A 20,463-nucleotide genomic window follows, 5' to 3' on the forward strand; every position below is an offset into this window, starting at 1 on the left:
CTTCTTAACTACGGCTGATAATGTCTTCATACGGGCATTATATCGCCAGCCGTAGTTAAATCGAGGCAAAAAGTGTGGTGATTTGTTAAAGTGGCGGGATCACTCCGAGCATCTGCAAACATTGTGCTGAAATGATTAGCACGCCGCAAAGCCCTGCGCACACCAGACCCAGGTTACCACCAACGACCTGGTAGCCGTCCGTTTGTTGCGTTTTACGCTGCTGCCAAACCATAGTGACAGGCAGGAAAATTGCTAGTACGACGAGTGCAATAGCCGCATATCCCAGCGCCATAATAAACCCTTGCGGGTAAAACAGGGCAAACCCCAGCGGCGGTAAAAAGGTAATGAGTGCCGTGATTACCCGCTCTGACACGGTATTACGCTTTTTAAAGGCATCTGCAAAAAAGTCAAACAGGCCCAGGCTGACACCTAAAAATGAGGTCGCCAGTGCCAGATCGGCAAACAGTGTCACAAAGGTACTTACCTGCGGGCTATGCGCAATACTGGAGATACTGGCTACAAACCCAGGCAGCCCTTCGCTATTTAGTAACGCACTTTGTGCCATCACACCCTGACTGAGCAACTGCCAGCCTATGTAGATCACTAAAGGGAGTGAAGCACCTACTATCATTACTTTTCTTAGCGTACGGATATCAAGACCAACGTACTTAACGATAGAAGGAATAGAGCCATGAAAGCCAAATGAAGTGAAGATGACCGGCAGTGCAGAGATGATGAGTCCTTGCTCGACGGGCATATCCAGCAAGTGTTGACCGCGTACATAGGGTGTAAGAACAAAGAATAAACTGGCCAGTACCAGGATTTTGATCGTGAACAGAACGCGATTGAGCTTATCGACGGTGCTGGTACCCAAAGTCACAATGGTTGCGACCATGATGGCCAGCAGTACTGAGCCTGCCTGAGGGGCAATATCCATACTGGTTAAAGCCGTCAGCTTTTCCTGGAGTTGCGCACCGCCGCCTGCTATGTAGGCCGCACAGAGTGCATAAAACAAAAATACCATGGAAAAGTTTGCCACATACTGGCCTTTTTTACCTAATATGCGTTTAGCCAGCGTATTGAGAGTGGCTTCTTTGTTGGCGTATTGATGCAGTTCTAGCATCAGTAAGGCGGTATAGGTCATCAAGGCCCAGGTTGCCAGTATTAAGAGTAACGCGGTGGTGAATCCTAGTCCTGCAGAAGCAATCGGCAGCGCCAGCATACCTGCTCCGATGGTGGTGCCGGCGACAATTAACATGCTGCCGATAGTTTTGTTCTTTTGCACACATAGCCCCTAACTTTGTGAGAGAAGCAGGCACAATATAACGGTTCAATAAAAAATGAAATAGTTTTGCTACAAATCAAGGTACAGGCTTGTAATTTGTGCATTACAGCACTGTTTAAGGTGATTGAAATTGCATAAAAAAAGCCGGCGAATGCCGGCTTAGATTGAATGAGATTTAACACATTCGGTTATTCGTCATCTTCTACCAGAGTCATCAGTGATGTATTACCACCCGATGCGGTGGTATCAATACTGATTGTTTTCTCCGTAACGAGACGGCTGATCAGTGTGTCGTAGTATTCAGCACTGATCACTGGCAGGATCGCACCTTTACGTGCAGCCAGCTGCTGACTGAAGTAGCCCAGACGTGACGAACGTGCAGCAACCACAGCTCCCGACAGGTGCGGGTGCGCCAGAATAGCTTGTAGCTGGTTTGGTTTAGCAACCTGGAATACGCCTTCGGCAACGCCAGTGGCGATGAACTTGTCACGGAATGCCTGTGCTTCTTCATAGAATAACTCAGATGCCACAGTGATCACGGTATTACCTGCTGCCAATGCGGTGATGACTGACAGCGCCCAGAAGTTAAACGAGGTACTCTTATCGGCGTAGCATACAACACAACCACGCGCTTCCAGGTGCAAGGTGTTAGATTCACCTGTTGGCCCAGGTAACACAATGTGTGAACGCATGCGCTTTTCAAGGCGGTTAAGCTGGGCACGGGCATCTGCCAGTGTCAGGGCTAAATCGTCCGCCAGGTCATCGATGATTTCAACCGTCGCCACTTTGGCAAGTAGCTGACGTACCGCAGACACACGGTCATTAAGCGGAGTTGCACGCCAGATTTTTTCATCGCGAAGCGAGTTTTGCATCAGGGCTTCAACTTGCTCAACCGCACCCGGGAAGTGGTGTGTTTCTAACTCATCTGGTGTCAGGTTAGTCATCTGCACGTTGTCCGGAGACGCTTTTTCTTTCACCAGGCGCAACAAGTAGTTTGGACCACCGGCTTTAGGACCTGTGCCTGATAAACCACGACCACCGAACGGTTGCACACCTACGATGGCACCAATCATATTACGGTTGACGTAGACGTTACCTGCGCGAGACATTTTCGCCAGATATTCACAACGCGCTTCGATACGAGAGTGAACACCCATAGTCAGGCCATATCCCGTGCCATTGATTTGGTCAATGACGTTGTCCAGGTCTTCGCCCTTGAAGCGGATGACGTGAACAACCGGGCCAAACACTTCGCGTTTCAGTACTGACAAGTCAGAGATCTCATACAAGCGCGGTGCAAAGAAGTAAGCACCATTTTCGCTGTTGTCCGGGATCTTAGCTTCAAACAACAATTTGCCATTGCCTTTCATAAACTCAACGTGTTTAGTCAGGGCATTGAGTGCTTTCTCATCGATCACTGGGCCTACGTCTGTAGACAGCAACGCCGGATCACCAACATGTAGTTCTTGCAGCGCGCCTTGCAGCATCTTGATAATGCCATCCGCGACGTCTTCTTGCAGGAACAGTACCCGCAGGGCTGAACAGCGCTGACCAGCACTTTGGAAACCAGAAGAAATGACGTCGTCAACAACTTGCTCAGGCAGGGCTGTTGAGTCCACAACCATACAGTTTTGGCCACCTGTCTCTGCGATCAGCGGGACCTGGATGTCGTTGCGCTCAGCCAGAATTTGTGAAATCAATGTGCCGGTTTCAGTTGAACCGGTGAACATCACGGCCTGAATACGCTCATCTGGAACAATGTGCTTGCCCACTTCACTACCGCGCGCAATAACCGGTTGAACAACGTGCTCAGGCAGACCAACGGTACGCATCAGTTCGATACAACGAACGGCAATCATACTTGTCTGCTCAGCTGGCTTAGCGATAACGGTATTGCCCGTCACAATGGCTGCGGCAACCTGACCCAGGAAGATCGCCAGTGGGAAGTTCCACGGGCTGATACACAAAATCACACCACGGGCTTCAAAACGCTCGTCTTTAGACAGCTCTTCGGCGCGTGCAGCGTAGTAACGACAGAAATCTACGGCCTCGCGTACTTCATCAATACCATCTTGGGTGATTTTACCGGCTTCTTTAATACAGATTGCAACCAGTTCGTCGTGGTGGCGCTCAAGAATATCACCCACACGGCGCAGCAGGTCAGCACGCTCTTTAACCGGCGTTTGAGACCACTCGGCAAAGGCGTTTTCTGCGTTGCTCAGAATGCTTTGCATGTACGTTTCGTCATGCACAGGTACATGGCCCACAATCTCTGTGTGATTAGCCGGGTTGCGTACCGCCATGCGACCCTCAGGCACAGCGCTTTCTTCAATGCGATGTTCGTTGAACCAGTTATCCAGGTTCTCTTTGAACGGGGTGAGTACATTAATGTCAGTCAGGTCCATCCCTTTTGAGTTCGGACGCTCATCGCCGTACAACTCGATAGGCAGGTTGATCTGCTTGTTATATTTGTTACGCAGGCCTTGCAAGGTTTCAACCGGATCAGGCAGCAGAGATTCTACTGGCTTAGTGGTATCGACAATGGCATTAACGAACGATGAGTTGGCACCGTTTTCAAGCAGACGACGCACCAGGTAGGCAAGTAAGTCTTCGTGATGACCAACCGGCGCATAAACACGACACTGGATCCCTTCGCTTTCTACGATTTGGTCAAACAGAGATTCACCCATACCATGCAGACGCTGGAATTCGAACCCTGTGTTGTCGCCTTTAGCCACTTCGAGAATGGTAGCGGCGGTATAGGCATTGTGTGTTGCAAACTGCGGAAACAGCACATCACGTGCTTCCAGTAGTTTGATTGCACAGGCTTTGTAAGAGACGTCTGTGGTCGCTTTACGAGTAAATACCGGAAAGTGGTCTAAACCGTCTTGCTGTGTGGTCTTGATTTCGGTATCCCAGTAAGCACCTTTTACCAGGCGGACCATCAGCTTGCGACCTACGCGACGAGCCAGATCAGCAACCCATTCCACCACAAAAATAGCGCGTTTCTGATATGCTTGTACTGCCAGACCAAAGCCATTCCAGCCATCCAGCTCCGGTGCTGAGAAGACCGCTTCAATCACGTCTAAAGAGATATCCAGGCGATCCGCTTCTTCAGCATCTACTGTAAAGCCAATATCATACTGCTTTGCTGCTATCGCCAGCTCTTTTAGCTTGGGCACCAACTCTTCCATCACACGGTCGCTGTGAGAAAACTCATAACGCGGGTGGATTGCAGAAAGCTTAACAGAAATACCCGGGCTCTTAATTGGACCACGACCGGCTGCTGCTTTACCGATGGCGTGGATTGCATTCATGTAGCTTTGGTAGTAACGCTCGGCATCTGCCATGGTACGGGCACCTTCGCCCAGCATATCGTACGAGTAAACGTAGCCTTTTTGTTCTTTTTCTGCTGCGCGGGTAATCGCATCCTGAATGGTTTCACCCATGACGAACTGTTTACCCATGATCTTCATAGCGAAGTTAACAGACTTACGGATCACAGGCTCGCCTAAGCGACCAATGGTGCGCTTCAGGACGCCAAATTGTTCTTCTTGTTGTTTGTCACTGTAGTTGACCATTTTACCGGTGACCAGCAAACCCCAGCTCGACGCGTTTACAAACAGAGAGTCGCTGCTACCTAAGTGAGAGCTCCAGTCACCTTTAGCGAGTTTATCGCGGATCAGCTGGTCCTGAGTTTCTTTATCTGGCACACGCAATAAGGCCTCTGCCAGACACATCAAGACCACGCCTTCTTCTGATGACAGAGAGAACTCGTTAAGCAGCGCGTCTACCCCATTTTGACCATCCTGATCGCGACGGATGTTCACGACTATCTGGCGGGCTCTTTCCCAGGCACGGCTACGGGCCGTTACGCCAACTTCTGCCAGAGGCAAAATATGGTCGATAACTTCGTTTTCATCGATGCGGTAAAAATCGCGGATCTTCTGTCTGATAGGACAGGTGGTTGTCAAATCGCCGTTATAAAGCATAACTCAGCCTCATAAAATAAGAGTCAAAAATGATTGTAAATTGAACAGCTTAGAGCAGGGATAGCAAGTGGTGTGTAAGTGCTTGCTATGTGTTTGGCCTTTTAATATCGGTAGGCCATTGCATAAAGCGTCAATTACGACAATATGATGCGGTCATAGTGCTAACCTTAACACACCTTTAGGGGTGTTCAACTTTTAGCCAATCTCGCGTTCTAAAAAATGGTTTGCCACGGTTAAGTCTCTGGTGTGGCGATTACGTCAAATTTCGGGGACATTCTATCGAAAAGACAGCAGAATATGCTGTCTTATTTTTTGGGATTACGGTAAATTTGCGGGTAATTGCCAAGCTGTGCAGAATTTTATGCTGAATGACCACTTCAATTAAAACGCGGGTGCTCGACAGGATTGATTTAGCTATCCTGGATATCCTGCAAAAGAATGCCCGTATTTCCAATGTAAACCTGGCCAAAGCGGTTAATCTGAGTCCCAGTCCGTGTCTCGATAGAGTGAAGAAACTGGAAGCCGAAGGTTATATTGAGGGCTATGTTGCCAGGTTAAATGCCGCCAAGCTGGGTCAGCACCTGGTGGCCCATGTCGAGATCACACTGAAAAGCTCGACAGAATCGGTCTTTGAAACGTTCAAAGAGCATGTACTGGAGCTCCCCAATGTGGTGGCCTGTGACATGGTGGCTGGTGGGTTCGATTACCTATTAAAGATTCGGGTACAGGATATGCGCCAGTATCGTGAAGTATTGGGGCAGATAGTTGAGATCCCCGGTGTTGGCACCAATCATACCTATATGGTGATTGAACATGTTAAAGAAGACATGGGGGTTGAGGTACTGAACTTTCAGTGATACTCGCTGAATTGGACCATATCATTGGGGTTTCATATTTTGTAACAAGCTTTTGGCCGCAAGTTAGCTGTAATTAGGAACAGAGTTGTTATTATGCGATAAAATAACAAAACTATCTTGTGAGGCTTATGAAACTCAAGCACCTAGTTGCCGCCATTGCGGCTGTGGCAGCGCCGCTGGCCGCTGCCTACCAGACAGAGGACACGCGTTTACTGCGTTTTCCTGATATTCACCAGGACAAAGTCACTTTCGTATATGGCGGCGATATCTACATTGCCGACACAAAATCAGGTAACAGCACGCGTCTGACTGACCACGTTGGCTTTGAAACGTTTCCCAAATTCTCTCCCGATGGCAAGCGCATCGCCTTTGCTGCCGAGTACAACGGTAGTCGACAAATCTATGTGATTGATGCGGATGGTTCCAATCTTAAGCAGCTGACGTATTACAATGATGTGGGCCCAATGCCACCGCGCGGCGGTTTTGACTACCGGGTTTTTGACTGGACGCCGGATGGCAAACACATCGTATTCCGTGCCAATCGTACTCCCTGGGGTAAACGTATGGGTCGCCCTTTCATGATCCCGGCGGATGGTGGCCTGGAGCAGCCGCTGGCAATCCCTGAAAGTGGTGGTGGTATGCTGTCACCCGATGGCAAGCAGTTTGTTTATACTCCGATAGATCGTGAATTCAGAACCTGGAAACGCAGCCGGGGCGGTCGTGCGCAGGATGTCTGGGTGTATGATTTAGAGAATAATACTTCTAAGCAGCTCACTGAGCACAGAGCAACAGATCAGCAGCCAACCTGGGTGAATGATAGCATTTATTTTGTCTCTGACCGCGATTACACCCTGAACTTATATAAGTATCGTGAAGGGAAAGCGCCGGTTAAAATGACCAACCACAGTGATTATGATGTGCTGTGGCCATCAGCTGGTCCTGATGCCATCGTGTATGAAAATGGCGGTTATCTGTATCGTTTTGATGAGGCAACCAAAGCCACTGAAAAGCTGACCATTAATGTGCCCGGGGTACGCAAGTACGCTATGCCTTATACCAAAAATGTTAGCAAATTCATTGATTCAATGGATGTATCTCATGATGGTAAACGTGCCTTATTTACTGCACGTGGTGAAGTTTTTTCGGTGCCAGTTGAGCAAGGTACGACCCGCAACCTGAGCATGACGGACAAGGGTCGTGAAATTGCAGCCAGCTGGTCGCCAAACGGCCGTTATATTGCTTACATGAGCGATGTGTCGGGCGAATATGAGATCTATCTTAAAGATCGCGCCAATAATAATGAGGTAACACAACTTACCAGTAACGGGACTATCTGGCGATTTGACCCAATCTGGTCTGCCGACAGTTCAAAGCTGTTATTTGCGGATAAAAACCACACTATGTGGTGGCTGGATGCCAAATCGGGTGAACTGCATAAAATCGATACCGGTAAATATGATGACGATGGCATCACTCAGTATACCTGGTCTCCAAACAGCGAAGATCTGATCTTTGTGAAGAACAATGCCAACAGGTATGCATCGCTTTGGCATTACAACACGCAGAGTAAAAAACTCAGTCGCCTGACAGATGACATGACCAGCGAGCAGAACCCGGCATTCTCACCGGATGGCCAATACCTGTATTTTACGTCAGAGCGCGATTTCAATCTGACATTCAGCTCGTATGAATTTGCTTATTTATACAACAATGCAACCCGTTTGTATGCTGTAGCTGTGAACGACCAGGTTGCTTCACTGAGTGCGTTTAACAGTGATGAAGCGGCAATCGTCAGTGAAGAGAAAGACGAGCAGGCCGACAACAGTAAGGCGGATAATCAACTGCAGGTTGAAGGCTTTATGTCACGGGTTGTTGCATTACCGGCGAAAGCGGGTAGCTATGCTGACCTGAGTGGCGTTAAGGACGGCGTATTGACACTTTCTGAAGGCACACTAAAGCTGATCCCTAACAAACAAGATGGCAAAGTACAAACGGTTGCTAAGGGTGTGCAGGCATACAAGCTGGCTGCTGGTGGTGAACACCTGATTGTCCGTGCTGGTGGCAAGTACAGTGTGATTAAGCCTAAAGCCAAGCAAGATCTGAAAGCGACACAACTTGACCTGAGCAACATGATGCTCAAGATTGATCCGAAAGTTGAGTGGCAACAAATGTATGTTGAGGGCTGGCGGACGCTCAGAGACTGGTTCTATGATGAAAATCACCATGGCCAGGATTGGGATGCGATCCTGAAACGTTATCAGCCAATGGCCGACGCCGTGGCGCATCGCAACGATCTGGACTACGTTTTGAGTGAAATCGCCGGTGAAATCAATGCGGGTCACATTTATGTTCAGTCTGGTGATGAGCCGAAAGCCAAACGTAAGAAGCATGGTTTGTTAGGGGCTCAGATCAGTGCCCACAGCTCAGGCTTTGTACGCATTGAAAAAATCTATCAGGGTGAGAACTGGCATGAAGAATTCCGCTCGCCGTTAGATGAGCCGGGTGTGAACGCCAGCGTGGGCGATTACATTGTATCGGTGAATGGTCGCGCGGTTAATTCCGTGAGTAACTTCTACGAGCTGCTGGAAAATACCCAAGGGACTCAGGTTGAGTTGCGTCTTAACAACACACCAAGCCTGGATGGTGCGTGGCAGGTAACAGTGAAGCCAAGTGCCAGTGAAGGTGGCCTGCGTTACCTTGAGTGGGTTCACTCTCGCATGGCATATGTCGATAAACTGTCTGGCGGCCGTATCGGTTACGTGCATCTGCCAAATACTTTGTTTGAAGGTAACCGTGCCATGTTTAAGCACTTTATGCCACAAACTACCAAAGATGCCCTGATCATTGACGACCGTTACAATGGTGGTGGCTTTATACCTGAGCACATGATCACCTGGCTGGCTCGTAAGCCTCTCAACTATTGGAAACGCCGTGGTGTTGAGCCAACCAAAACACCACAGTTCGCCCATGATGGACCGAAAGCCATGCTGATCAATGGTTACTCGAGTTCGGGCGGGGACGCGTTACCTTACTACTTCCGTCAGGCGGGGTTAGGTAAACTCATTGGTACGCGTACCTGGGGTGGCCTGATCGGTATATCAGGTAATCCACGTTTGGTCGACGGTGGTCAGGTGATTGCTGCGACTTTCCGTATTCTGGACAATGAGGGTAACTGGATCATTGAAGATGTGGGTGTGAGTCCGGATATCGAAGTCATAGATCGTCCAGAGCTGATCCATGCGGGTAAAGATCCGTCAGTAGAGCGTGCTGTTGAGGAATTGCTAAAAGAAATGAAAGCAAACCCGAAGAAGCCACTCACTGTGCCGCCAGCGCCAACTGAATTTGGTCAGTAACGGCTGCACTTACCAGGTCTGGACAACTGTCCAGGCCGTTAAAAATGAATTTAAAGGGGTGCAAAGCGCCCCTTTTTATATGGGAAATAATAACAATGAAAAAAGTCGTTTTAATCACGGGAGGCAGCCGGGGAATTGGCGCCGCAAGCGCTATTCAGCTTGCCAGGCAGGGCTATCAGGTAGCCGTTAATTATAAATCTAACCATGCTGCCGCTGCACAAGTGGTTGCGCAGATCCGCGCACAAGGGGGGATTGCAGATAGCTTTGCCGCTGATATTTGCGACGAGGCACAGGTGATTCAGCTGTGCGAAGACATCAAATCGCAATTGGGGCCTATCTCACACCTGGTCAACAATGCCGGGGTGCTGGCTACCCAAATGCGCGTGGAAGACATGACCGCTGAACGTATTAACCAGATGTTGTGCGCCAATGTAACGCCTTATTTTATCTGCGCCAGAGAGGTGCTTAAACAGATCCGTGCATATCATCAGGTAGACAAGTGTGCCATTGTGAATGTGTCATCGGCGGCTTCGTATCTTGGGAGCGCAAATGAGTATGTTGACTATGCGGCAGCAAAAGGCGCCATTGACAGCTTCACGCGTGGCCTGTCTTTGGAGCTCGCGTCAGATGGGATCCGTGTGAATTGTGTTCGTCCGGGGTGTATTTACACCGACATTCATGCTGATGGCGGTGAACCTGACAGAGTCGACAGGCTGGCTTCTTACTTGCCACTGCAACGAGGGGGTAAACCTGAAGAAGTTGCGAATGCGATTACCTGGTTGCTGAGTGAACAGGCAAGCTATGCGACAGGCACCTTTATTGATTTAGCCGGTGGGAAGTAGCGTAAAGCGACAGCCGGGGCAGTGAGTAACTTAAAAGCCCGGATAACAAAGGGATAAAACGAGTGTGTACATTGTTCTGCTGGTTTTGTGGGTTCTGTTTCTCAGCTTTTGGAAGCCGGAAGCGCTTCATGACAAACACATTACCGCTTTGTGTCTGTTAGGTTTAGTTCTCGTGTACTTCTATAGGTGAAGTTTAATCTGTTATTAATCATTTGTTCATTTTCCCGGTTTAGGTATAATCTCAGCCTGAATTTTGTTCAGAGAGATTGTCTTTTGTTGCGCTAAGGCAAATAAAATCAGTCAGGGATTTTGAAAACATGAAAACGATAATACAAATAATAAGTTTATTATTTCTGTTTTCCTCACTGGCACAGGCGAATGTTGCACAGTCGCCCAGTGTCTATGAGGATAACTCGGGAAATATCTATATAGAATCACCTAAGCAGTTTGTTTTAATTGCCGGTGAGATAAATGTGCCTTTGCATGTCTACCCCACATTGGGGCTACTCAAACTGAGATACAGTAACGGTCAGTGGACCCGTGAAGTTCTCTCTGAATCACAGTTTAGAGCCATAGAATCTCAGCTGCAGCTGAGTGCCTCGCTAACAGAGCGTCTGCGCTGGCAAGACATAGATGGTGATGGGATCAGAGATTATGTCCTCTTCACTGATGCATCCTCTTATCATGATGCGAGCCTCATTTCGATTGGCACTAAGTCGGGCGCGATCCGTGCACTTAAGTTGCCGTCGGGTACTAATCTGGCTAACAACTATCAACTTACAGATGTTAACGGTGACGGCCGACTAGATGTAAAGTCGGGCTCTGAGGTCTTCCTGGCATCGGCAAATGGTACTTTCTTATATACCGGGCAAGGTGTTGTAGAGCCGGCCAGCAAAATAGATACAACTGCAGGCAGCTTTAGAGTTGATGAGACGGGCCAGGCAACCTACACAGTACCCGTGACTTTACCTAAGGGACCTGGTGGCATTAAACCGTCGGTTTCTATCTCTTATAGCTCAGCTGCAGGCGTCGGCAACGCCGGGTATGGATGGAATGTCGCAGCCGCTTCAGCCATCACTCGATGTACAAAAAACATTGCAACAGACGGTAAACAGCAAGCAGTCAGAATGCAAAAGAGCGACGGTTATTGTTTAGATGGTAATCGCCTGATCCTGGTCAGTGGCAGTTATGGTGCGGCAAACAGTACCTATCGCACCGAGTTGTCTAATTTTATGACGATTAAAGCAATCGGTGCAGATAGCAGTAACACCGGACCTAAAGGTTTTGTTGTTGAATCCAAAGATGGTGATACAAAATATTACGGCGACACGTCGTTAAGCAATGACAGTGATGCGTTTGTTAAACCGGCTGGCAGCTCAGCGAAAGGTGCACACACCTGGGCACTGAAGCAGGTCAGTGATATTTTCGGCAATAAAATTACTTATCACTACACCACTAATACCAGCCTTGGCTATCACCTGCTGAACTACATTTCTTACGGAAAGGTCAAAGTTGACTTTGATTACACCGACCGTAATACCCGCCAGTATGGTTACGCCCATGGGGGTAAGGTGGCGAATGTAAAACGTATCTCTGGGATTGAGGTCACACGCGGCGGTGAGGCATATCGTTACTACAATATCAACGGTGATGGCAGTAAGCATGATTATATTGACAACATTCAGGAATGTACCTCAAGCAGTTCAGATAAATCATGTAAGTATGCACTTACCTTCGACTATAAAAAAGACACCAGCGATGTTGGGTTTGCTGTGGCAGCAAATCAAACTTCAGGAATAAGAACAACGACCTTACTGACCGACTTTAATGGCGATGGTCGCTCAGACTTCTTATATACCAACAGTACGGGGAAAGTACTGAGCGTTAAGATCGCAGGTCATGATACAGACGTGATCACCTCAAACCTGAAGTCGGTTAATGATTTTAAACTGACGGATGTGAACGGGGATGGTTATACCGATATTATCTACGCACAAACGTCGGGCTCGACAACTAAGTGGTATGCAAAGGCCTATCAGCCTGCTACGCAAACGGTGTCGGATATGATCTGTGATGATGGGGTACAGCCTTACAGCGCAGATCTGATGCATGACGATTATTTGGAGCAAGTCCAGTCGGCAGATACCGTAAGTAGCGAAGCGTTTTCCCAGTCAGCCAGCCTGAGCCCTACGCAATTGCAAGGCAGAGGCATTTGTTATCCACATGAGTATGTAGAAAGGCTTTCGTTCAGCTCGGCTGTAGCACTGACTCCGGGATATTCAAGCTCCACGATGTTTGTTGATATTGACGGTGATGGCTTGTCTGACTGGCTATCTAGCTCCGGTAGAAAGCTGGCTTACCGCAAGAACATAGAATCCAATAACGCCCTGGGCCGGGATTACGGTGCACTTGATTATTTCTATGAGTTTAGTACCGCAGACTTTTCTCCTGATCGGAACAACGAAGGGTGCTACTCATCTCATTCAATAGAGCGTAAATTTACCAAAAGTGCGGATATTAACGCAGATGGTGTGTCAGACTTTATTGTCAGGCTGAAAACCAGTTATAACCCTATGCACAGTCAGGCTGGGTGTCCGGGTTCTCGTGAGGCATATAAATATAAGCTGCTGCTGAGTAAAGGCACGGATGAATATAGTAAGTTCGACTATGACTTCAGTGATGTTGAAGACATTCGGTTTGCAGACTTAAATGGTGATGGTCTGTCTGATCTGGTGTTTGCTAAAAACAGTGGCTGGCAATATCGCCTGGGTACTGGTAATGCGACCGCACCACTACAGTCGGCAAAAAGCTTGTCGATCCTCTCTGCAAAAATGGGCACTGAGAGTTACCGTGGGAATGTCCACTTTGCTGATGTAAACCAGGATAATATTGCTGATATCATCGCGCTTAACCATGCTCAAGTGGTGGATCGTGAAGGATATTGCCGCTGGGTAGGGGATGGTCTTCCCCATGGCATTGAACCTGAAGTACCGGCATTGGCAGAGGAGGTGGGAACTTCTTCGTGGCAAAATTGTGGTACGGGCTATGTCTGGGTCGATACAACCTATACCGATGGGGTGCAGGCCACCGTCTGGACAGGGAAAACAACCAGCGCCACGAGTATTGGCTACACTGCAATCAAACTGGGTGGTGAATTAAAAGGCACTGGCCATACGCTTAAAATTGGTGACATAGATGGTGATGGTCTGGTTGATGTGTTGCGCAGTAGTACAGCTGCCACGTCCAATGCAACCTTTGCGCACTATCGTAATACAATGCTGAGCGCCAGTGTCGCCTCGCATAAGTTGACTAAAGTCACCACAGGTTTCGGTGTTGAAACCGATATTAACTATAAGAAAATATCAGACGACGCGGTGTACACCCATTTACCGGCGTTTAATACCTTAGGTAAGGTGAATGCGAACTTCTTCTCACCAAAATTTGGTATGTGGCTGGTTAGCAGTGTCTATTCAGATTCTAATGGCAGTGGCTCATCGGCCCAGCAAGTGGGTGTTAACTATAAATACTCAGGGTTTAAGATTGATAAACTGGGGCGCGGGCCTCAGGGCTTCTATGAAATAGAAACCACCGATCCACAAACGAACATCAAAACGACGACGCGCTATCATCAGAGCTGGCCACTGACGGGCAAACCTCAGTTCACCAAATCTTATGCCGGCGACAATCTGATCACGCATGCAACCTCGACCTGGAGACAGCATACCGATAAGCTGGGGTCACTATTTGTGTACCTTCGCCACAGTGATGAAAAGGGCTGGCAGGTAGGCTCTGACGGTACTCGCCGTCCCATCAAGCGTATTATGGTAACCAACAGTTATGACTCAGGACTGACTGACAAGTGGGGTAACCTGACGAGCAATACTACGGCGACCTATATGCCAACGGGAAGTGGCCAGGATAGCTGGACCGTGGCGCACATCACCAGTTCATCCAATGCCTATTACACAGGAGCGGACTATCTGAGATATGGGCGCTTAAAGTCGAGCTCGGTGAGACAGTTGCAATATGCTAAGCAGGGTCTGTCTTATTCTAATTTGACTCGTAAAACGGAGTTTACTTACTACGATAACTTGATGCTGAAAAGCGAAACCGTTGCGCCTGACTGTTCTGGCAGCTCCACTAGCCGTAATAATGTAAACCACTGTGATGCCAGTAATAAGTACACCAAAACAAAGCACTACGATGCGTTTGGTAATGTGAAGCAAATTGATGTCACTGTGGGCTCAGAGACTCGCTCTAGTTATACCCAGTATGACAGCACGGGCGAGCTGGTAGTCAGAAAGACGAATGCGCTGAATCAGGCTGTTACGTATCTGTATAACGGTGTCAGTAATCCGGATGGGCGCATTGAGTCTGTCACAGAAACCAGCGCTAACGGTGTATCTAAAACACAGCTTCTGAACCAGTGGGGAGAAGCGGCAGAGACCCGTTTTGCGAACGGGACTTATCAGAAGAGTGAAACCTTATCCTGTGGCAGCAGCTCGCTGTGCTCATCGGTGAGTGGACACTACTATACAAAATCAACTCAGTCTGGCATTGCTGCGCAGTATCAGGTGTTTGATAGATATGGCCGCAATGTACGTAATACCAAAGCACTGGTCGATGGCAGTGTGGCGTACGAGGATATTACCTACGATAAGCACAACAACCCGATAACCAAGACATTGCCATATAAATCGGGAGAGACTAAGTACACGATCAGATACGCATTTGATGGTTACAACCGGTTAGAAAAAACCACTATGCCCAGTGGTAAAGTAACAAATGTTGAATATCTGGGTCATTTAACTCGTACCACGGACGTGGGCGGCAGTAATGATGGCTACAGCGCAGTTAGCTATAAACGTGATGAGTTACAAGATGTATTAGGCAGAACGCTATATAATACAGATCCTTATACAGGTTCCAGCTCTGACAACGTAAATCGTGTCAAATTTGACTATAACGCGTTTGGCGATATCGTGAGCACGACGAATGCGGTCTACAATAGCAGCACTCGGCAGTTTAAAAACACCGTAACCACAACGCACTACGACCGTTATGGTAGAAAAATCAAGGTGGAAGATCCCAGCCGGGGGACCTGGCAGTTGTATTACAACGGCTTTGGGGAAGTGGTTAAAGAGGTCAATGGTCGCTCTGAAACAAAAGAGACTTTCTATACTAAGCTGGGCCAGGTATCACGCACTGTTCAGCTGGATAAAACCGTATCTGGCCGCTCACTGGTCAGCTGTAATGTGTATGGCAACAGCAAATCTGCGCATAACATTGGTAAACTGACCGACGCTTATCAGTTTCGTATGACAGGCTCAGCGGCAAGCTGCGAAAACTTAATTGCCAACAACACGGCGAGTATCAGTAAGCACTATACCTTTGATGACTTAGGTCGCCCTGAAAGCAGTGTAACTAAAAATGCCGGTGGTGAGTTTAAGACTGTTTCCAGCTATAACAGCCTGGGTCAGGTTAGTCAGATGGCATTGCCAAACGGCATGTTTGTGAAATCGTATTACACAAATGGTCAGTTGCGCAGTAACTATGATGCCGCCACTAATAAGTTGTTGAGTAAAATTGAGCGCGTTGATGCACAAGGTCGGGTGACACAGCAGACGTTTGCAGGTGGGGTATCCCGGACTCAGTCGTTTGAAAACGACAGTGCCTTTATTGACTCAATTTCTATTTCAAATACGACTCAGACGCTGTATACGGTGAATTATAAGCATGATATCCGTGGCACCACACGCCATCGTATCAGTCAGTATTATGAGCCGGGCGTCGGCAATGATTCGTTCAAATTTACCGAGTCTTTTGGTTATGAAAATAACGGTCTGCAGCGTCTCGAAACCCGTACGGTAAGCCATGCCAGCACCCGTTATGGTGTTTCATTGCGCCTGGCCAATCAAACCTACAGCTATGATGCCTATGGCAATATCAAAACCAACACCAATGTAGGCACTTACAACTATACGAATACCAATAATCCGTATCAGCTGACGTCTGTTTCCGGGGCAAGTGGTAAGCGCAGCTACAGTATGTCTTATGATAGCCATGGCAACATTGTTAATGATGGTCAGCGTCGTTTTTACTACACCCAGTTTGATAAGCCTTATAAGATCACAAAGGACAATAATACCTTTACTGAATTCCGGTATGACGAAGCGGGTCATCGCTATTACCGTAAAGACGTACAACTGGTGAATGGCAGTTCACAAACGAAACAGGTGTACTATGTTGGTAAGGTCTATGAGCTGATCAAACAGTCAGGCGGTAAAAACAGCAGTGGTAGTGCTTTGCCATCACAAATTGAGCATCGTTGGTATGCTGGTGGTGTGGTGATCAGTCAGGTTGAGGGTCAGGCACAAAAAACCCAGGTTGCACACAGCGATATGCTGGGCTCAACCGTGCTGGTGACCAATGACAGCGGCAGTGCAATTGCGCAGTATATTTATGACCCCTGGGGTAAACAGCAGCGGGTGTATGCGGCCTCTGAAATGGGCAGCAGCCTGCTACCACTGACACAGATGCGCGCCTTTACCGGGCACGAGCAGGTAGATCAGCTCGATATCATACATATGAACGGACGTATCTATGATGCCAATCTGGGTCGATTCCTGCAGGCCGATCCGTTTATTCAGTTTCCGGGCGTAACGCAAAGCCATAACCGTTACAGCTATGTGTTGAATAACCCATTGACTTACAACGACCCAAGCGGTTACTTCCTGAAGAAGTTAATGAAGATCACGGGGCTGAGCTCTCTGCTCAAGGCCATCGCGAAGATCCCAATTCTGGATGCGGCAGTCAGTATTGCGTTGGGGATATATGCGCCCTGGGCATTGCCGTTATATCAGGGACTGAAAACCTATGCAGTAACGGGGAGTTTTGGTGCGGCACTCAAGGCCTATGTTATCTCTAGTGTTACGATTGGGATTTCTGAGGCCATAGGTACTGCCCTGCCATTTGAGACGGGAGGGCTAACCTCATTGGCCAATGTGGCTTCCCATGCCATGGTTGGTGGTATCACCTCTGTTCTGCAAGGTGGGAAATTTGGTCATGGTTTTGTCAGCTCAATGGTCACGGCGAGTATGAAAGGCTTTATGAACCCTAAGACCTCGAATTTTGGTAATGCTTATACCCGTACCATCATCGCAGGCTTGGTAGGGGGCACAGTGTCTGAACTAACCGGTGGTAAGTTTGCTAACGGTGCGGTCACTTCAGCTATGCAGTGGTGGTACAATGCTGAGAAAGGTGGCTTAATTGAAGAGGCCAAAAAGAATGCTCGGGCCCTCAGGGAGCATATAGGCAACCTTAATACTAAGGATCGAGTTGATAGAGCGCGCATTGCGGCACTTGCAAAAGAGTTTGGCTACATCAAAGGCGATGGTGCACAAACTATTCGTAGTGCAAGTACTGCAAACATTCACAAACTGGCTATGATGAAAGCGCTTGAACCTGGATTGATAAAGGAAATGATGCCGTACGCTACGAAAATCATCAGTGGAGGAACGACTATGACAGGAGACCCATTGGGTACCCTTGCAACGGCTGTTGGTCCGGTTGCCCCACAAGCGGGTTTCTTTGGACAAGCAAGAGGTATACTGGGTGTCTGGGATGCAACGTTGACTGCTGATCAATACTACAATAAGTCGAATGGTTTCATGCAGGTGATTCACGATATCGAAACGTCTTATATCAATGAAGTCGCACCGAAATGTGGGGAAACCATGCGATGCTGGTAAGAAGCATTACTTTTCTGATTGGCATGGCTGCGTTCCAAAGCGTAGCCTGCCAGGAAAAACTAAATCAACTGGAATATATTCGCTTTCATTATGTGAGCGAGCAGGCATTTCCCTATCAGCAACTTGGGGTTGAGACTGTCAGAGCCAGACTGTTTGGAAAAGAAGTCTTAATGGCGAAGGCAGACTTACAGGAATCAGAAGAGATCTCGGTTGCTGAGGAAGTCTATAAATCCAGTATCTATGCACACCCGAAATATGAGCTGAGCTATTCAGTGAGTCCGGCCCCTTTTTCCAGCAAGGGGAAGGGGAGCTTCAATGTTTTGCTTACAAGCATATCGGAAATTTACAAGCAGCCTTTGTGCGGTGACGAATTTAGCGATAAGTTAATGGAGATTGTTGCCTTAGTTGACTCACCTGAGCCGCCGAACATACTGAATGTGTATATAGATAAGCATAACAAGCATATTCTGGCGGTGAATAAACAGTCATGGCGGAGTATCTATCCATCTGTTGATCAAGAGCGACTGATCATTGGCATGGGCATTCCGCTTGAGCACTAGGTACGCAAGTACACATACTTACCGCTGATTGAGTACACTTAGCGAAACTAAAAATGCCTCTGTTAACAGGGGCATTTTTTATGGGAACCTCGAAAGACACCGGCTTTGCCTGAGCGACTGATAACCGTTACCTGGTTAGGCAAAACACCTAAATGTCAAAACTCTATCGCATTAACACAGTTGCTTGTAATAGTAACTTGTAGCGAATTTTTCACCCCGCTGGTTGCTGACGTAAAACGGAATTTCCCCGGTTTTGTTGAATCCAGTGGCCTGATAAAACTGCTCCGACTTATCGCCACTTTGCGTATCCAGCACTAACAATGAAATGCCGGCCTGGCTTGCGTATGCCTCAAGATATTGCATGAGTTGACGGGCAATCCCCTGGCGTTGATAGTCAGGGTGTACCAGCAGCTTTTCAACTTCGCCCCGGTGTCGGCCATTTTGTTTCTGACAAGGCACCAGTTGTACAGAAGCAACCAGCTGTTGATCTATATAAGCGCCCAGTAAGACGCGTGTGTGGGCGGACAGCTCAGTGTTCACCTGGGACCAGTAGTTGGCCATTTGCGGTTCTGAGATTGGGTGATAGAACCCAAGCGATGCGCCCTCGGCAACACAGGCCTGTAGCTGACATGCAAGTGCTTGTTGCAGCTTGGGGGTGAGCTCGGCAAGGGGTTCAATTATGAGTGGCATAGTCACACTCCTTCATGCTTGCTAGCTCATCACATATCTGGCTTAGCTGAGATTCCAGACGTTGTTTTTGTTCTAAAAGCAGCGCATAGTGCGACTGATTTTGGGGCTGTTTGCTTCGCAGTGCAGCATAGAGTGTTCGCTGCGACAAGGCAAACTGGCTAGCTGCTTCGTGAATGGTTAGCTGCTGACTCTGCACCATATGAACAGCCCGTTGGACACTGGGGTGAGTGGGGGAAAGTTTAGTTGCCATGTTAACGCTCCGAACGGTGATTGAACACAGAGTCACTGGGTGGCCATACGCTGTAGTCTATCCGCCAGATAAGGGTGAGTGTGTCTAACCAGGACTTCATTTCATATGCTCCTATTACGCTTGTTTGCACAGGGGTAAGAAAGTTACATGCCAAGAATTAAATTCCTTATAAATTAGAGGGTTGGGTTTTTTATTAGGATGAAAAATTGCTGGGTTGCACCGAAAAGATGCACACGCTTTCCTATCTGGCGCAGATTTATTGAAAACGCCTCAATCGGTTCTTGTTAAGGTGCAGGCCCTTATCGTACTGAGTGATAGTGGCGTTTGATTCTGATATTCAAATCACATGGAGCTGACGGACTTGCTTTACCTTTTGGTCTCTCGATGCGTTTTCTGAGCTGAGTTTGTGTGGTGTCATCTTCGGTCGGTTTGTCAGCAAACAGAGTGTGCTTGTTTCCATGATAGGTGTGGTAATATGTGCTCGCTATTACAGCAACCCTAAAAATCAGAACAAGGAGTTCATAGATGAAAAAAATAATAACAACGCTAGCGTTATCCGTTGCAAGCTTATCTGCTCAGGCATACGACTGTTGGGGAAAAGTTAAAGCGGTCGATATTACGCCTGGCGGATCGGTTTATCTGAGTGTGACAGGCTTAGGTGAAGCGAACTATGTATGTAACGTGACACAAAAATCGGGCTCATTTACACCTGAAGCATGTCGTGTCATTTTTAGTCAAATGTTGGCGGCAAGCATGGCCGATAAAACAGTCACTCTGTGGTTTAAGGATGGTGAGTTTAATAGTTGTACTGCCACAAACTGGAGTAGCTTTCACAGACATGGTCTTTATCATTTACGTGTAAATCAGTAATCCCCTGGTCGTT

Annotated in this window: 10 protein-coding genes; 6 read left to right on the forward strand and 4 right to left on the reverse strand. The window is 48.0% G+C overall.

The window, feature by feature from the left end; genetic code table 11:
• Window positions 1–85 precede the first annotated feature (85 nt).
• Both QNM19_RS13125 and putA read right to left on the reverse strand, forming a co-directional pair.
• The gene (locus tag QNM19_RS13125) at window positions 86–1,285 is read right to left on the reverse strand and encodes an aromatic amino acid transport family protein (RefSeq protein WP_049865536.1); all 1,200 of its coding nucleotides are present in this window, start codon (window positions 1,283–1,285) and stop codon (window positions 86–88) included.
• Between the two features lie 188 nt (window positions 1,286–1,473).
• Window positions 1,474–5,277, reverse strand: a complete 3,804-nt coding sequence (gene putA, locus QNM19_RS13130; protein ID WP_284026782.1) for a bifunctional proline dehydrogenase/L-glutamate gamma-semialdehyde dehydrogenase PutA — start codon at window positions 5,275–5,277, stop codon at window positions 1,474–1,476.
• 368 nt (window positions 5,278–5,645) lie between these two features.
• Between putA and QNM19_RS13135 the strand changes: the two genes are divergently transcribed.
• The 5 genes from QNM19_RS13135 (at window position 5,646) to QNM19_RS13155 (ending at window position 18,640) form a co-directional block, all read left to right on the forward strand.
• The gene (locus QNM19_RS13135; protein WP_010382851.1) at window positions 5,646–6,134 is read left to right on the forward strand and encodes a winged helix-turn-helix transcriptional regulator; all 489 of its coding nucleotides are present in this window, start codon (window positions 5,646–5,648) and stop codon (window positions 6,132–6,134) included.
• A gap of 128 nt (window positions 6,135–6,262) precedes the next feature.
• Complete coding sequence (locus tag QNM19_RS13140) at window positions 6,263–9,487, forward strand: S41 family peptidase (protein WP_049865537.1); 3,225 nt, start codon at window positions 6,263–6,265, stop codon at window positions 9,485–9,487.
• Window positions 9,488–9,582: 95 nt separating this feature from the next.
• Complete coding sequence (locus QNM19_RS13145) at window positions 9,583–10,329, forward strand: SDR family oxidoreductase (RefSeq protein ID WP_049865538.1); 747 nt, start codon at window positions 9,583–9,585, stop codon at window positions 10,327–10,329.
• Between the two features lie 317 nt (window positions 10,330–10,646).
• Window positions 10,647–18,080: an FG-GAP-like repeat-containing protein gene (locus tag QNM19_RS13150; protein ID WP_284026783.1), complete on the forward strand. Its 7,434-nt coding sequence runs from the start codon at window positions 10,647–10,649 to the stop codon at window positions 18,078–18,080.
• Window positions 18,071–18,640 (forward strand): hypothetical protein, encoded by a 570-nt coding sequence (locus QNM19_RS13155; RefSeq protein ID WP_049864742.1) that lies wholly within the window; start codon window positions 18,071–18,073, stop codon window positions 18,638–18,640. The genes QNM19_RS13150 and QNM19_RS13155 overlap by 10 nt, the downstream gene beginning before the upstream one ends.
• A gap of 171 nt (window positions 18,641–18,811) precedes the next feature.
• Here the strand turns inward: QNM19_RS13155 and QNM19_RS13160 are convergent, their stop codons facing one another.
• Window positions 18,812–19,330 carry a GNAT family N-acetyltransferase gene (locus QNM19_RS13160; protein WP_049864743.1) on the reverse strand — a complete coding sequence of 173 codons (519 nt, stop codon included), beginning with the start codon at window positions 19,328–19,330 and terminating at the stop codon, window positions 18,812–18,814.
• Window positions 19,314–19,580, reverse strand: a complete 267-nt coding sequence (locus QNM19_RS13165) for a helix-turn-helix domain-containing protein (RefSeq protein ID WP_049864744.1) — start codon at window positions 19,578–19,580, stop codon at window positions 19,314–19,316. The genes QNM19_RS13160 and QNM19_RS13165 overlap by 17 nt, the downstream gene beginning before the upstream one ends.
• 525 nt (window positions 19,581–20,105) lie before the next feature.
• Here QNM19_RS13165 and QNM19_RS13170 point away from each other — a divergent pair.
• Window positions 20,106–20,450 carry a lysozyme inhibitor LprI family protein gene (locus QNM19_RS13170; RefSeq protein WP_049864745.1) on the forward strand — a complete coding sequence of 115 codons (345 nt, stop codon included), beginning with the start codon at window positions 20,106–20,108 and terminating at the stop codon, window positions 20,448–20,450.
• Window positions 20,451–20,463 lie beyond the last annotated feature (13 nt).

Origin of the sequence: Pseudoalteromonas ardens (assembly GCF_030125445.1) — a bacterium.
GTDB classification, from domain to species: Bacteria; Pseudomonadota; Gammaproteobacteria; order Enterobacterales; family Alteromonadaceae; genus Pseudoalteromonas; species Pseudoalteromonas ardens.